Source organism: Pararhizobium sp. A13 (genome assembly GCF_040126305.1).
Taxonomy (GTDB): Bacteria; Pseudomonadota; Alphaproteobacteria; order Rhizobiales; family Rhizobiaceae; genus Pararhizobium.
This window is the reverse complement of sequence record NZ_CP149511.1, coordinates 123,380-137,826: the sequence shown is the minus strand read 5'-3', so window position 1 is coordinate 137,826 and position 14,447 is coordinate 123,380. Positions and strand designations below refer to the sequence as shown.

Here is a 14,447-nt window from a genome sequence, read left to right as displayed (position 1 = left end):
TATTCTGGCACAAGGAATTGCATTCACATGGCTGACGTTTCTCTCACCCACATCGAAAAAAGATATGGCGCCCATACCGTCATTCCGCGCCTGGACCTGACCATTCCCGATGGCGAATTCACCGTACTCGTCGGCCCCTCCGGTTGCGGCAAATCCACCACGCTGCAGATGATCGCCGGTCTGGAATCCATTTCCGGCGGACGATTGATGATCGGCGGCGTCGATGTCACGCATCTGCCGCCCAAGGACCGCAACATCTCGATGGTCTTCCAGTCCTATGCGCTGTTTCCGCATATGAATGTCCGCGACAATATCAGCTTTGGCCTGAAAACCCGCCACGTGCCGACGGCGGAGGCCGATCAACTGGTAGCCGACGTGTCGAAAAGACTGAAGATGGAGGACTATCTTGACCGGCTGCCGCGGGAGCTTTCCGGTGGACAGCGCCAGCGCGTGGCGCTTGGTCGTGCGCTGGTGCGCCGGCCCGGCGTTTTCCTGATGGATGAACCCCTGTCCAATCTGGACGCAAAACTGCGTGTCGAAGCCCGAAGCTTTCTCAGCAAGATGCATCAGGAACTGGGAACCACCACCGTCTACGTCACGCACGATCAGTCGGAAGCCATGACGATGGGTTCACGCATCGTAGTGATGAACGGCGGCACGATCCAGCAGGCGGCGCCACCGATGGAGGTGTATCGCCGCCCGGCCAACCGCTTCGTTGCTAGCTTCATCGGATCGCCGTCGATGAACTTCATCGATCTCGATGTTGCTTCGCCCGCCGAGCTGGTGGATGCGAAGAATGGCATCCGCATTTCGGTTCCGCAACACCGGCAGACAGAGCTGGCGAAATCCGGCCTGCGCGCAGTCGCTCTCGGGCTGCGGCCTGAGCATGTCAAGCTGGCAACCGATGGCGAGGCAAGTCTCGCAGCGACGAGCTTCAGAATTGAGGTATGCCAGTTTCTGGGCTCGGAGACGCTGCTCGACATCGCGCGCGGCACCTGCCGGGTCATTGCCAGGGTGGGGGCTGAGGAAACCGTAGCGCAGGGCGAGGATCGCATCTTCGTGTTCGATATGGACCACGCCCATTTCTTCGACCCCGACTCTGGCAACAATATTGCTATGAATAGATGACAGCCCTTGTCTGGTCGAAGCCGAGTCGACACGATAGACGGAGTGTTTGGAAACACAATTTGACTGAGAAGCATTGTAAATGGCCACGATCGCTGATGTTGCAAGGATTGCCGGAGTTTCGCAATCCACTGTGTCCCACGTTATCAACGGGACGCGATTTGTAAGCCCGGAAACGGAGCGGGCTGTGCGCGACGCGGTTGCGAGTACCGGATATACGCCAAACACGTTTGCCCGCGCGCTTGCCCGCTCATCGAGCAACAGCGTCGGCATTGCCATATCAGCAATATCGAATCCTTATTTTGCCGATATCATCCGTGCTGTCGAAAGCGAATGTGCTGCTTGCGGCATGACCGTTTTTCTGGCCGACACGCACGATACGCCGGAAAAGGAACTCGAGGTTGTCCAGGCCCTGCATCAGTTGCGCGTGGACGGTATCATCCTGGCGCCCTGTTCCACAGATGGGCTCGGTGCGCTTCGCTATCTCGAAGATCACAGCATCCCTACTGTTCTCGTTGACAGGTTGGCTTCCACAAAATTCGATCAGGTCGGTGTCCAGAACGCAAAATCAATGGAGGTCCTTGTCGAGCATCTTGTCGCGCTCGGTCATACGAGGATCGGTATGATCCCAGGTCACACGGGTTTTGCGACCACTTCGGAACGCGTCGAGGGATTCGGCAACGCAATTCGACGCGCAGGCCTGGACATACGCAATTGCCCCGTCGCAACGGGTTCGAACAATGTGGAAAGCGCAGCGCGGGCGACGGTAGAAATGGTCGAAGCAACAGAATGTCCAACCGCACTTGTTGCCGGCAACAACATGGCGACGATCGGTGTCATGCGAGGACTGAAATCGCTTGGCAAACGTGTTCCGGACGATATCGCACTTGTGGGGTTCGACGATTTCGAATGGGCCGATTGCTTTGAACCCCGACTGACCGTCATTGCGCAACCGTGTATAGAACTCGGCCGCCGATCGGCCAAGCTCCTGCTTGACCGGATAAAGGAGCCCGGCAAGGCGCCAAAGACAGTAAGGGTGAAAACAAGTCTTATTGTTCGCAACTCATGCGGGTCGGTAACTCGCTGACACCCTGCTCTCACGCCCAGAGCGAAGGTCAGGTTCTGGCGCTACCGCCTCTTGAACCAAAAAGCGCGACAGCAATTTCAGTTTGGGTTAAGCGATTTTTCGCCAATCTGTCTCAATCGTGCCATTTCCGTTGTTCGACGACAGCGACAGCCAACCCGTATTGGCGACCAGAGCGGTATGCATCCGAGGAAGGACGCGGGATAAAGTCTCACGCGTGAAGTGGGCCTGAGGTAGCCTGGCACGCGGGTTCAAGGGACCGTTTTTTGTGATGCGTCGTCAGCGTCCCTGCGAGCCTCGATAATATATTTGAGGTTGTCGATGCCATCTTCGGAGAAGAGGACAATGTGCTCGCTCAGTTCGGAGGCCGGAAAGTTGTCGTAGGCACTGAGGCAGCCGTCTTCCGAGAACATTTCGATGGAGCACTCGTGCAGGAAGTCCTCGTCTTCACCGAGCATCTCGGCCACGTATTTCAGCGTGTACAGTGTTGAGCTGCGATATCCCATTCGTCGATCCCTTTCTTTGTTGTCAGGCAGCCTGCTGAGAGGCCGGGTTCTCGGCCTGCCGCAGTCTTTTCCATTCCCAGGGAAGTAGTTTGTGCAGGCGGGAGGCGGGAAGATCAGCGATGCGGGCGAACACATCGGCAAGCCATGCCTTTGGGTCGACGTCGTTGAGGCGACAGGTCGTGATGAAGGTGAGCATGATGGCGGCACGATCTGCCCCACGCTGGGAACCGGCGAAGGTCCAGTTGCGGCGACCGAGGGCAATACCTCTCAGCGCCCGCTCGGCGGCATTGTTCGTGAGGCAAATCCGGCCATCGTCAAGGAAACGGGCAAAACCATCCCAGCGCTTCAGCATATAGTCGATCGGCTCGATCACCTCGGACGATCTGCTGAGCGTAGCACGCTCCCGTTTCAGCCACTCGTGCATGTCATCGAACAGCGGCTTGCTCTTTTCCTGCCGCGCGGCCAGTCGTTCTTCGGCGCTCAATCCATTGATCTGGCGCTCGATCTCGAACAGCGCATCGTACCGTTGGACGGCCTCCAATGCGATCGGCGAGATCGGCTTGCCTCTCCGTTTGCGGTCACGCGCACTTTTCTGGATATCGGCCAGTTCAAAGAATTTACGCCGCGCATGCGCATGGCAAAAGGCAAAGGTGATCGGCACCGCTTTCTTCTCGGCGACACTGAGCGGCTCGAAGCCATTGTAGCAATCGCTCTGCAGAATGCCGCCATACCCGGCTAGGTGTTTCTGCGGGTGCTCACCGCGGCGGTCGCTTGAAGCATAGTAGATCGCCGCCGGCGCTGTCACACCTGCATAGGGGCGGTCATCGCATACGTAAGTCCATATGCGCCCGGTCGTGCATTTGTCTTTGGCCTGAATGGGAATGGTGGTGTCATCGCCGTGAAGGCGCTCGGCCGCAAAGACATGCTTCTCGATCAGATCGAAGACCGGCATGAGCGCGGCTGTACCAAACCCGACCTGATCGGCCAGCGTCGAGGTCGAAAGCTCGATGCCTTCGCATTTGAACCGGGTGCTCTGGCGGTTGAGCGGGCTATGCATTCCGAACTTGTCGAACAGGATCGTCGCCAGCAGATGAGGGCCGATGAAGCCGCGCGGCGTGGCATGGAACGGCGCCGGCGGCTGGGTAATCGCCTCGCAGTCACGGCAGGTAAATTTCTCCCGCACCGTCTCGATCACTTTGAACCGGCGCGAAATCTCCTCCAGCGTCTCGGTAACGTCTTCCCCCAGTTTCGACAGGCGCGACCCGCCGCAACATGCACAGGTGGCTGGAGAATCGATGACCACACGCTCGCGCTCGATATCCTCCGGCCAGGGCTTCCGGACCGGCCGTTTGCGCGTGAACGAACGCACGCTCGAGGCCTTGGCGGCAGCCGCCTGCGCCGCAACCTCATCCTCCGTCGCCGCCATCACCAGCTCTTCGAGCTGCAATTCCATCTGGTCGATCAGGCGCGCCGTGCGCTCGGATCTCTGGCCGCGGAGTTCGCGCTTCAGCTTTTCGATCGCCAGTTCCAGACTGGCGATCAGGGCCTCGCTGTCGGACAACATGGCCTGCGCATTGGCAGCTTGCGCCACAGCCATGTCCCTCTCGGCGACGATGAGATCGCGTTCGGCAACAACGACATCGCGTTCAGCCTGCAACATCTCACGCTCGGAAAGCAGCGCCAGATAGGCGCTCGCAAGGTCCCCGGGAAGATCGACAGGCTTCGAAGTCATGAAGCCATTCGATCAGATTCACCCAATATTTTCAATGCAATAATGCTATCCAACCTTCGTCGGACGCCATGTTTCCTGCGGATTGCGCCAGTCGATCCCCGACAGCGACTACGCATGTTGATGCCCCTCCTGGTGAGGCTGATTGATTCTCAGATCGAGGTGATGAATGGTGTGGTTGCGAAGGTCGCGAACCGCGTTGACGACCGCTGGGGAATTTTGGAACAAATATGCACCGGTTGACTGCTGGTCGATGAGCAGGCGCTTCCGCCTGATTTGGACGTAAATCCAATTGACGGGAATATCGAGCCTGGCGGCCAGTTGTACGGCGCTGAGCAAAGTAGGTTCATGCGTCCATCTGTTGCGCTGCGCCTTTGCCTTGATGCCCGCTGCAAGGCGGAGACGTTGCACCGTGATCGGCAAAACCTTGTCCTCGCAATTGGGTGAATGGTGTCCGTCGCGCGTCAGTATTTCAGCGATTTCATCGTCAGGCATGCCCGTCCGAGCGAGCTCCAGCAGACGCGCGCGCAGTTCTTCACCGCGTGTGAGCTTGGCGACGGAATTGACTTTCATTTTGACGCGGAGATCAGTCACGGCGCCGCCACGCCACACGATCCTCGCCAAAGCAATGTCGCGCTCACCGCGGTCAAGGACAACTTTTTCGATGAGGCACCGCAACAGTGCCTTGCGATGAGCGTCGGTCGTCGCATCGTTGGCCCAGATTTGGGGAAGGCTATCGAATAACGCAACGACCTTGTTGTTGAGGTCTTTGCTAAACCCAGTGCGCTTGGCGGGTTCAGCCGATGCACGTTGGGCAACGGCATCTTCAGCAGCGCGAAGTTCGCTCAACGCAGCTTCCCATCGACGCTCGAGTTCGGAGGCGACCAGACGATTATCAGGGTCAACGCGATTGAACTGGCGTTCTGCCAGCGCCGCGGCGTAGCGCTTGCGCTCAAGCTCATGTTCAGCGCCAGCGCGCAAGGCCTTATTGACCTGCTGTTGTGCCTGCCGAGCCCGCGCTAGCGCGTCAAGCTCCCCAGGCGCCAACGCGGCCAGGAAAGCGTCCGCCACAGCTGCATCGATCTGAGCCGCACGGACACGCTGGCAGTCCGGCAGGCCAGAGTGAGAATGCAGGTGGTTGCAGGCATACTCTCCGCCACCTTTATAGCGGACGTACATCTTGTAGCCACATCGCCCGCACCAGGCGATGCCGTGCAACAGCAATTCGCCATCACGGGGTGCTCCCCTGGTTTTGGCACGCATGTATTCGGCTCTGTTGTCTCGCACAATATCGCGGATCTTCTCATAGGTTGACCAGTCGATGTAGTGGGGGTAGCGATCCTTCACGATGATCCGCCAGTCTTTAATATCCTTGGGTATTTTCGCCTCTGAACCGCCCTCACGCCCGGCGGCACGAAAGCGGGTCCGTCCATAGACGAAAGCACCGGCGTAGGCGGGATTCTTCAAGATCCGGGCCACCGCCGAGACCGTTGCTCGCGCCCAGCGTAGTTCGCCAAACCGGTCGCGGCGCGGCAGGGGAAGGTCGCGATCATTTAGGACGCGCATGACCTTGGCGACGGTCCGGGCCTTCAGGAATGTCCGGAACACAAGCTCCAGCCGTTCCTGAACACCGAGATCAGGATCTTTTACGACCACCCCGCTCGGATCGCGCACCAAACCAACCGGCAGCATGAGGGCAAGTTCGCCGCGCTCAGCCTTGGCAAGCAGACCTGCCGTCAAACGGCTTCGGATTGTATGCAACTCAAGCTCGGAGATGGTTCCCTTCAGACCGAGAAGCAAACGACCATTGGCGCTGCCGGGATCATAGACGCCATCGCGATCGGCAATGAGGCAGCCGCGCAGGCCGCAGATATCAAGTAGCGGATACCAATCCGAGCAGTTGCGAGCAAGTCGGGTCACGTCGATCGACAGGATCAAGCCGATCTCACTCAGACCAACCCGCCCGACGAGTTCCTTAAAGCCGTTCCTACCGGTCGTAGAGGCCCCACTGATGCCGAGATCGGCATCGATAACGTCAATATCGGCTTCATGCCAGCCAAGTTCACGAGCGCGCTCGCGGAGCGCGTACTGTAGCCGTAGGCTCTCTTGATTGCTTATGACTTGATGCGGTGTCGACTGACGGACGTAAACAACCGCTCTGCGTGCCAGATGGGTGGGCTTGACCAGTTCGGACTTCATGACACACCTCCGCCAGAACTGCGGCGACGTCGTCGAGAATCTGACGCCGCAACGCGGGTGATAACGTCGCCCACAGGTTCTTCGGTTCGATCATCATGACCTTCGAGAGTTTCCGCCACCGCGATAAGATCCCGAACTGCCTCAACGCTAAGTTTAATCTGATTCGTGGCTTCGACATATCCCTGTGTCGCAGACACGGGTATCAGCAAGGTCGATCCACCACGATGTTCAACCTCATACGACGGCGCGAAGTTGCCGCCTCTACGTCCCACTTCACGGATCACACTAAAGGAGCGTCCAAATAACGGATGGCTCGGATCCAGCACCTCGATCTTGTCCGGTGATGATTCGTCAGACTCACAAGCAGGGATATTTCTGTATGCCTTCGAGCAAATACGACAGTTGCGCAGGCGAGATCGCCACCGCGCCACCTTCGGCGGAAGGCCAGAGGAACCGGCCTCGGTCCAATTTCTTCGTAAACAGGCAACTGCCCTGGCCATCGCTCCAGATCACTTTTATGAGCGATCCGCTACGCCCTCGAAAAACGAAAAGATTTCCATCCAGCGGGCTCAGTTTCAAGACCTCCTGCACCCGCAGCGCAAGGGATGGAAACCCACAGCGCATGTCGGTATAGCCGGTCGCAATCCACACCCGCACATTTTGACCGGAGGGAAGCGAGATCATCGCAGCGTTTCCAGTCCGCGCATGATCCGAAGCAGCGCATCGACATCAACGGCGCTATCCACGATCACCCGCCTGCCGTTTAACGCAACAACCTCGATGCGACCTTCGTTTGATGATGAGCTTGCCTGGCTCGCTAACGGCTCCGTCGTGATAACGGCCGGGATAAACCCCTCAACTGCGTCAATCGCTTCAATGTCGCCCAGCTTGCCCGCACGCGCCAGCTTGCGCCATTCATAGAGCTGCGATCGAGAAATCCCATGTCGCCGCGCCGTCGTTGCGCACAATCCCGGCTCCAAAAGGCTCTCCGCTACGATCCGTAGCTTTACCTCTTTGCTGAAACGGCGACGCCGACCAGTGTCGACGATCTCAAGGCGGTTATCACGATGACTGTCAGTATAGATGTCCATACCCACAGTCAGCTACGTTTCCGGACATCTCTCAAGGCGGCCTTCCGCGTATGCGTACCCAGAGCGTGTAATTCAGTGGTATCGAACACTGGAACAGGGCAGTCATCCTGCGCTTACGCTTTCTTTCAGCATCGGCGCTTGCAAATAGGCAAAGGGGAAAAGCAAGAGGAAGGGAGCGCCGTAAGCAGACCCCCGCCCTTTAACGGTTCCGCACTGCCGAAGCACCTCCGGTCACGACCGACTCGAATCCGCCAAGGGAGGCTAGTCTCCTGCACCGCGAATAAAGAGGGCGCCAACAAGGCCTATTACGACGATCGACTGCAGGATGAACATAGGCCATTGATCGGACATGGGAACCATTATTTTGTCTTGTGCGTTCAGACAGGCCAACGTGAAAGGGCACTGTTATGAACAACATCATCTATCTTGTTGGACTGGTTGTAGTCGTGATTGCCGTTCTTTCGTTCTTTGGCCTTGGCTAGAGATCCGAACGGCGGAAATCTGCGGCAGTTCGCACAAAACTAAGTCGTTGGGCATTGTGAAGCACTAAGTTGATGCCGGCAACCGCAGGCACCGGATGTCCCTGGAGCGCTGGCTCTTTGTCCCTAAATGGCTGGCCCTAGAAATAATCAGGATCTTAGCTTGAACGTTTTTGCTGTCTCCACGCTTCAGAGCCAACAGCTCGTCGCTTGAAAGCCTGCCGCACCAGACCACGTGACGTGCGCTTCATACCGGTCGGGGCATTGCTTTAGCGGTATTCGGTTCACAGCGGGTGGCGAAGGGACCAAAGAGCGTGAACAAGCGCGCTCACTGCGTGGTTGTCCAGATTGCGCCTCGTCGCTCGAAGTCGTCGGGCCTCGCCCCTTCGAGGTGGCGACCAGGCTTCGTCCCTGTCGGCCGCCTTGAGGACTGTCGTAAACCGGCGCCCAAGGTGGCGCAGGTGTTGAAAATCTCGTTCGCCTGAGGCATCTTTCGCTGGCAAACCACGAACACCTTTGCCGCAGTGTCACCGATGCGCTGCGGCATTTTTTTGGCGACAAATACTGCGAAGCCTTGTTCGGATGGGTCGTGAGTTCATCTCGCTATCGCAATTTCGCGGCGTGCTGACATCCGGTCATGCCTTTCTACCGCCGAGACGGCACGGGGTTGGCTTCACCTTCGAATGGCTGGCTCGGCTATAGGACCGACACGGCGATGGCCGAGAATGCCGCCAAAGCGATTCCCAATTTCACGCGTCCGTAAAATTCGCGGTGACAACGAGACCCGGGCAGCGCGCGAGAACCACCGCCCGGGCCTCTAGTCGCTTCTTCCCACATATGGTGGCGGCGACTTACAGAGGCTTGGCCCCGGGGAAAGACAAAACCTCCAGGCGATCGGCGAGGGTGGCATCTCGGATCAGCCGCGTTAAGTTTAGCTGCATCTAATATATTGGCAACGTCCAAGGATATGACCGTTCGCAGCAGACGACGCTCGTCGTTTTGCATGTCACTAAAGGGCCACCGGCATCCGGGGCCATCCATAAGGCGCAGGCAGGACGGATATCGGCTAAAATGGGATCATCAATCCGGATGCCGGCAGCAATCTGACGGGCATCAGCGCATGAATAAACAATAAGTCTCGTGCAATGGCTGACGCTTCCTGCGGCAAGGCGCTCTTCTGCCGCCTGTCTTTGCCGGACGGGGCCGAACGTGCAGCGCGGCATGCCGGACAACGAGAATGCAGCGGTAGTATCGGCACACGAAGGTGCGCTGCAACCTATCTCCACCCGATACAGGACAGTTTGGCAGATCGGATGTGAAGAACCTGTGTCCGGGGCGAATTGTTCCCGACAGAGGAGGAGCCCTGCTAGCAGCGTCCCGGTGATGCCCATGCCGCAGAATGCTCGTCGCCGTCGCGCTGAGCGTCGCTGCCGGCCGCGCACGTCCATCAGGAACAAATTCCTTGGCTGCGCGTTGAGCGTGAGAGAGGGATTGATGATGATTGGGAGGAAACCAATGCATCCAAACGAAATCCCCAAGCCAACCGAAATTGAGTGGCAACCCGTCATGGTCACGTTTCCCGACGGACGCGTTCACAAAATCTGCGGACCGCTCGAAGCCTTTGAAGTTCTCGGCTGCGAACCGGCGGACGGTCTTTATTTGAACGCGAAGCTCTGCTGCCGGCTGGCGTTGGAGCGCAAAATGTCCGCCGACGAAGCCCGGCTGGCGTTCATCGCCGCGACCATCGAGCATATGCCAAAGGTTGTGTGAGGCGCCTTGGCTCGTTCATGCCGCTGTCCGGGTTCTTTCGCAGCCGGCACCAGTCCGCGAGGATTCGTTGAAGCTGAGACTGTCGGTGTAAGACTGTCGGTGTATAAGTGATGAAGACTTCAGACAGGGCGACTGCTGCGCCGCCCGCGGACCATCCGATCGTCATCAGGGATGTCGTAAGCGACATTGTTCGGAAAAAATCCCTGCATGATCCGGCCATCCCTAGATGACCCAAGACGGTAACGTGAAGGCTCCGGAAATGATGCTTCGGGAAAGAAGAACCCGTCACTGCAGGCGGGTTCAACACAGCCCCGAAAAAAGAAACCACCTAATCCGCTCAACGATAAATGCAAGCCACCGCTGCCTAACGCCGGTGCCGCTTCACCAGGTAACACCGGAATAAAATTAGATGTCGCTTATACTAAAGTCCATTCACCATTGTCCGGCGTGTGAAAGCCAGAGTGATGGACATGCACCCGTATTGCCAGCTCGCCCTGGCCGGTAGGATTTTTCGTCTGCACCAACAGTGTCATGCTGGAACCGCCAACACTGCTTCAGATGTGTTCGGAGGGCTGTAGAGCCGCCATCGGACCTTCTGCGCTGTTGTTCTCGTAATCTCGGACCAGTCTTGCGAATGGTCGGTCCGAAGACCGACCATTCAAACGCTTTCCGATTGTGCTATTTCGCCACGTGCCAAACTCCCCCAACACCATCGCCACTGGTATCACCGGGTTGCTTATCCTCGACATAGGTATAGAGCGGTTTGCCTTCATAAGCCCACATTTCCTTGCCGTCTGCAGCCTTGACCAGAGTCCACTCTCCCTCTGCCTTGGCGTCAGCACCAGCGTGGAACGCCGGCCACTTCTTCAAGCAATCCAGATCGCAGTTAGATTTGTCTTTGGTATCCTTGTCGAAAGTGTAAAGGATCATACCCATCTCGTCGGCCCAGGCCTTGCCCATTTTCGTGTCGACCATCTTGGCAGGTGCGGCTGCTAAGGCAGACCCGGTTAACGCCGATAACAGGCCTATCGCGATCACCATCGTTCTCATGATTTTTCTCCCGGTCGGGAGTGCCGGCGGAATGCCGGTAGTGCCCGATCTAACGTGCAAAAATGCTCAGATGTGAAAGCGGTTCCAATACCCGGCTACTCTTGGGAAGAGTGAGGAGGCTTCGTCCCTTCGTCGGCGGCGGAGCAAACAGCGGTCACTTCCAGGACGGCGCTGGACCGATACTCATCACCGCACCCTACAGACCTTGGAGGTAAACCTACTCCAAAGGTACGGGCTACCTCCACCTCTTGCGGCAATGGCCGCGTTGACCAAGAACGAATATCGTTGCTTCCCTGAGTTGCAAACTGAGACTGGGCAGTTTGCAGCGATCCTCTGAAGGCCCGGCGAGCGGAAACAGGGAGAGGACCACCATGTCAGACAACGAACCAAACAGGCCACACAATAGCGCGCGGCGTCACTTCCTCGGTCTGGCCGCTGCAACGAGTGCCAGACTTGCCGCGATGGGCATGCTCGCGTCAACAATTTTCCCGTCTTCGATAGCTCTGGCCAAGGGAAAGAAGTGGTGGAAACATGACGGCAAGCCCGGAGGTAACTCCGGGGGGCATGGCCAGTCCGGGGGCAGCCCGATGTGCTTTCTGCGAGGCACCTCCATTATGACCTCAACAGGTGAGGTCTGTATTGAGGATCTTCAAATCGGTGATCTCGTTGAGACCGTGCGCGGCGAAGCCATGGCGGTCAAATGGATCGGTCGCCGTGTCTTCAAGCATAGTGGCCCGGCTTGGAGCAACAGCGTGATGCCGATCCGCGTAGCACGACACGCCCTCGATGAACGGACACCCCACAGGGATCTCTATCTCTCGCCGGGCCACGCTCTCTTCATCGACGGCTTTCTCATCAGGGCGAAGGAGCTTGTCAATGGAATTTCGATTGCGCCCGGCCTACCGGCAGATCGCGAGACAATCGAATACTTCCACATCGTACTCGATAGCCACGATGTGGTTTTGGCCGAAGGCGCTCCTGCCGAATCCTTCCTGCTCCAGACTCGCAACTACGAGGACTTTACGAACTTTGGTGAATTCGCGCGGCTCTATCCCGATGACGCAAACACCGCCATGACGCCTTACGCGCCAATCGTCAGCCTTAGCTCCGGCCGTGAGCACATGAAAGCACTTCTGCACCTCTGGACCGACGTTGTCTATCCGCGGCGCGCGTCAGCCTACAACGCCTACGAGAGAATTGCAGCCCGGGCGGGGAAGCTTATCGGCTAAGACCCGATGCCGAGCGCGTAACGCCGGCCGTGCGAAACGGCGACCGCGGTCGGCAACCATGGACTGGGCGGAGGGCTCGGCACGATGTGAGGTGGCCACCGCGGAACCAGCTCGGGACGCCGGATCTTGCCTTCGAGCTGATATCGCCTGCCAGCAGTGCGATCGAGGTCGTCGTCCGGCGCCTACCCGACTGTTCCCAGTTCTTGCAGTTTATTCTGTTTCCAATTCCTTTCCAGGCGATTCCAGTCCATCGATGTTTCCTCCTGGCTTTTCGTTGAGGCTTAACTTGCAAGGGCGCTTTTGTTTCGACGCTGGAGATAAAACAAAGGAACAAATTAAGCGTTCCTTATGTTCTAGGGCAAAAGGAGCGCACGATGACAACCGAAGCACCAAGACATCGAGTAACCCTTTTGGATCGCGATGCCTCCTGCCAGGAGGCGATTGAATGCGCCCTGCGGGAACTCGTCGCAGAAGCAACCACCAAGGGTTGGAGCACGATCGAGACAATCACCGCGGTAGAAGAGGGGCTAAAAAGGCTGCGGCTGTCCTACGCCGAAGGCCCCGCACTTCGTCCATCCAGCGATCCCGATCCATCCAACGACTGGCCAGCCGCTTTGCCATGACGCGCTGTGTCTGAACTATGAGGTCCCACAGCCAACTGGATATCCAGAAAGTCATTGCGCTCGGCGAGCTGCATCATAGGCGCCGGGACTGACGGGACGAGTTTACAACCAGCGAAAGTAGGGAGGCGACCGTGCTGACCCGGAAAAAATACCAGGCGATTTTCAATCTGGGGATGGGGGCCTTGAAGGACGTCCAGCAGATCGGCCTATCCGAGGGCGTCAATCCGTACTCGCCCGGCAGCGATGAGTACCTCGCGTGCAATGATGGATGGAAGTACATCAGAGATATCCATTTGAACAAAACGGAATCAAACTCTTCCCCGATGTCACGGTAATGGGCCCCTCCCCTCCGCAGAGAGGGGCCGAATTTATTGGTGCTCAAATGCACCGAGCTGTTCGCTCAGCCAGAGCACCATGACACGTCCCATTTGGAATGCCATCGAAACCCTTTGTTAGGGTTATTCAGTAAGGTGAACGGCGGTGGTCCACGTCGGGTTGCGGCCTGCAGTCGTTGGGCCTTCGCCGCAGCTGCAGAGGCGAATAAACTGGCATTCTGAAGTACATCCGCCCATAATATCGCGTGAGGCAGATCGAGCCGAAGGCAGCGCCCGTGCGCATTCTGTACGCCTACATTATTATCTGCGTAATCTCGAGTGGCCTGGCTGTATGGGCCGCCTACCACGTCGTTTCAACATCGGAACAAACGGCCCGGTCGGCAACAGGATTGCCTCACTCAGATTCCGCGGACAAGCCCTTCAAAGGAGCGCGAAGAATATGTGCTCCGGGTGCCATATGCCCCTGAGTTTCTGCCGCATGATGCCAGGGCGATAGCGCTCTGGAATCTCGAGCATGCCGCGGGCAGCAACCTTCTTGCCGTCGGCGGGGAAGGAAAATGGCTCGACCCTGCAAGACTAACAGACTGGGTAAATCGGGACGTTCCGCATTGACGCGGAAATAGCACGAAGGAACAATTTAGCATCTCCTTATGTTCTAGAGAAAAAAGGAGGATAAAATGAAAATCGACCACGACATCGCCATGGCGCACTATGCCTGGAAAATAAAGGCGAATGGCCGACGGGCCATCCGGAGGGTCACCACGCTCCCAGAGCTGCACGACACTCTCCAAATCCTGAGGCTGCCGGGAATTGCCCCGCCGGAATGGGTCATTAAGGACGCACTTCGCGATCAGCGGAGCGGACGCGGCCGCTATGTCCACAACGAAGGCGGCAAGGATGAATGGTCGCTCACCTGGACGAGGGTCGATGACGCGCCGGAACCAAGGGTTTGAGCTTCACCTCTGATCGTCGAGCGCGCTTTCAGCGACAAATACTAGGAAAACCGCACCTAATGTCGTGATCACATCACGAGCGATAAAGTTCGTTCTGGCCTTTAATATGCGAATCGCCCAATATCATCGATCAGATCCTAGAAAATGCCCCTCGGGAAGAGCGCTCAATCCATGGTGTCGGTTATCTTTGTCCCCAAGTCCTAACCCGACGGTGGCCGTTTTAGCCTCCTGCAAAAACCCGGCGTGTCGCGTCGCTACTTCATTGCCTAAAAGC

Annotated in this window: 12 protein-coding genes; 6 read left to right on the top strand and 6 right to left on the bottom strand. The window is 57.6% G+C overall.

The features are described from left to right. Positions 1-27: 27 nt before the first annotated feature. Both WI754_RS22155 and WI754_RS22150 read left to right on the top strand, forming a co-directional pair. On the top strand, positions 28-1,128 hold the full coding sequence (locus WI754_RS22155; protein ID WP_341487464.1) for an ABC transporter ATP-binding protein: 1,101 nt from the start codon (positions 28-30) through the stop codon (positions 1,126-1,128). Between the two features lie 79 nt (positions 1,129-1,207). After that, positions 1,208-2,212, top strand: a complete 1,005-nt coding sequence (locus WI754_RS22150) for a LacI family DNA-binding transcriptional regulator (RefSeq protein ID WP_341487463.1) — start codon at positions 1,208-1,210, stop codon at positions 2,210-2,212. Between the two features lie 248 nt (positions 2,213-2,460). On the opposite strand, the gene WI754_RS22145 is transcribed toward WI754_RS22150, so the two are convergent. The 5 genes from WI754_RS22145 to WI754_RS22125 form a co-directional block, all read right to left on the bottom strand. Continuing rightward, the gene (locus WI754_RS22145; RefSeq protein WP_341486804.1) at positions 2,461-2,715 is read right to left on the bottom strand and encodes a hypothetical protein; all 255 of its coding nucleotides are present in this window, start codon (positions 2,713-2,715) and stop codon (positions 2,461-2,463) included. A 22-nt stretch (positions 2,716-2,737) separates the two neighbouring features. Then, on the bottom strand, positions 2,738-4,447 hold the full coding sequence (locus WI754_RS22140; protein ID WP_341486803.1) for an IS66 family transposase: 1,710 nt from the start codon (positions 4,445-4,447) through the stop codon (positions 2,738-2,740). 108 nt (positions 4,448-4,555) lie between these two features. Continuing rightward, the gene (locus WI754_RS22135) at positions 4,556-6,643 is read right to left on the bottom strand and encodes a recombinase family protein (RefSeq protein ID WP_341486802.1); all 2,088 of its coding nucleotides are present in this window, start codon (positions 6,641-6,643) and stop codon (positions 4,556-4,558) included. A gap of 357 nt (positions 6,644-7,000) precedes the next feature. Further along, positions 7,001-7,327: an IS66 family insertion sequence element accessory protein TnpB gene (gene tnpB, locus WI754_RS22130; RefSeq protein WP_341487462.1), complete on the bottom strand. Its 327-nt coding sequence runs from the start codon at positions 7,325-7,327 to the stop codon at positions 7,001-7,003. Beyond that, entirely contained in the window at positions 7,324-7,734 is a 411-nt protein-coding gene (locus tag WI754_RS22125; RefSeq protein ID WP_341487461.1) for a transposase, read from the bottom strand. The genes tnpB and WI754_RS22125 overlap by 4 nt, the downstream gene beginning before the upstream one ends. 1,868 nt (positions 7,735-9,602) lie before the next feature. Here WI754_RS22125 and WI754_RS22120 point away from each other — a divergent pair. Next, on the top strand, positions 9,603-9,983 hold the full coding sequence (locus WI754_RS22120; RefSeq protein WP_341487460.1) for a DUF982 domain-containing protein: 381 nt from the start codon (positions 9,603-9,605) through the stop codon (positions 9,981-9,983). Positions 9,984-10,661: 678 nt separating this feature from the next. On the opposite strand, the gene WI754_RS22115 is transcribed toward WI754_RS22120, so the two are convergent. Next, positions 10,662-11,033, bottom strand: a complete 372-nt coding sequence (locus WI754_RS22115) for a hypothetical protein (protein WP_341487459.1) — start codon at positions 11,031-11,033, stop codon at positions 10,662-10,664. 371 nt (positions 11,034-11,404) lie between these two features. Here WI754_RS22115 and WI754_RS22110 point away from each other — a divergent pair, with 371 nt between their 5' ends. From WI754_RS22110 to WI754_RS22100, 3 genes are all read left to right on the top strand, one after another. After that, positions 11,405-12,262, top strand: a complete 858-nt coding sequence (locus WI754_RS22110) for a Hint domain-containing protein (protein WP_341487458.1) — start codon at positions 11,405-11,407, stop codon at positions 12,260-12,262. A 374-nt stretch (positions 12,263-12,636) separates the two neighbouring features. Further along, the gene (locus WI754_RS22105) at positions 12,637-12,885 is read left to right on the top strand and encodes a hypothetical protein (RefSeq protein ID WP_341487457.1); all 249 of its coding nucleotides are present in this window, start codon (positions 12,637-12,639) and stop codon (positions 12,883-12,885) included. A gap of 1,012 nt (positions 12,886-13,897) precedes the next feature. Next, the gene (locus WI754_RS22100; protein ID WP_341487456.1) at positions 13,898-14,173 is read left to right on the top strand and encodes a hypothetical protein; all 276 of its coding nucleotides are present in this window, start codon (positions 13,898-13,900) and stop codon (positions 14,171-14,173) included. The last annotated feature ends 274 nt before the right edge of the window (positions 14,174-14,447 follow it).

Excerpts from the sequence above, each read along its gene's own strand:
- WI754_RS22125 (WP_341487461.1), bottom strand. The coding sequence starts at position 7,734 with ATGGACATCTATACTGACAGTCATCGTGATAACCGCCTTGAGATCGTC.
- WI754_RS22110 (WP_341487458.1), top strand. The coding sequence starts at position 11,405 with ATGTCAGACAACGAACCAAACAGGCCACACAATAGCGCGCGGCGTCAC.
- WI754_RS22120 (WP_341487460.1), top strand. The coding sequence starts at position 9,603 with ATGCCGCAGAATGCTCGTCGCCGTCGCGCTGAGCGTCGCTGCCGGCCG.
- WI754_RS22145 (WP_341486804.1), bottom strand. The coding sequence starts at position 2,715 with ATGGGATATCGCAGCTCAACACTGTACACGCTGAAATACGTGGCCGAG.
- WI754_RS22140 (WP_341486803.1), bottom strand. The coding sequence starts at position 4,447 with ATGACTTCGAAGCCTGTCGATCTTCCCGGGGACCTTGCGAGCGCCTAT.
- WI754_RS22115 (WP_341487459.1), bottom strand. The coding sequence starts at position 11,033 with ATGAGAACGATGGTGATCGCGATAGGCCTGTTATCGGCGTTAACCGGG.
- tnpB (WP_341487462.1), bottom strand. The coding sequence starts at position 7,327 with ATGATCTCGCTTCCCTCCGGTCAAAATGTGCGGGTGTGGATTGCGACC.
- WI754_RS22100 (WP_341487456.1), top strand. The coding sequence starts at position 13,898 with ATGAAAATCGACCACGACATCGCCATGGCGCACTATGCCTGGAAAATA.
- WI754_RS22155 (WP_341487464.1), top strand. The coding sequence starts at position 28 with ATGGCTGACGTTTCTCTCACCCACATCGAAAAAAGATATGGCGCCCAT.
- WI754_RS22105 (WP_341487457.1), top strand. The coding sequence starts at position 12,637 with ATGACAACCGAAGCACCAAGACATCGAGTAACCCTTTTGGATCGCGAT.
- WI754_RS22135 (WP_341486802.1), bottom strand. The coding sequence starts at position 6,643 with ATGAAGTCCGAACTGGTCAAGCCCACCCATCTGGCACGCAGAGCGGTT.
- WI754_RS22150 (WP_341487463.1), top strand. The coding sequence starts at position 1,208 with ATGGCCACGATCGCTGATGTTGCAAGGATTGCCGGAGTTTCGCAATCC.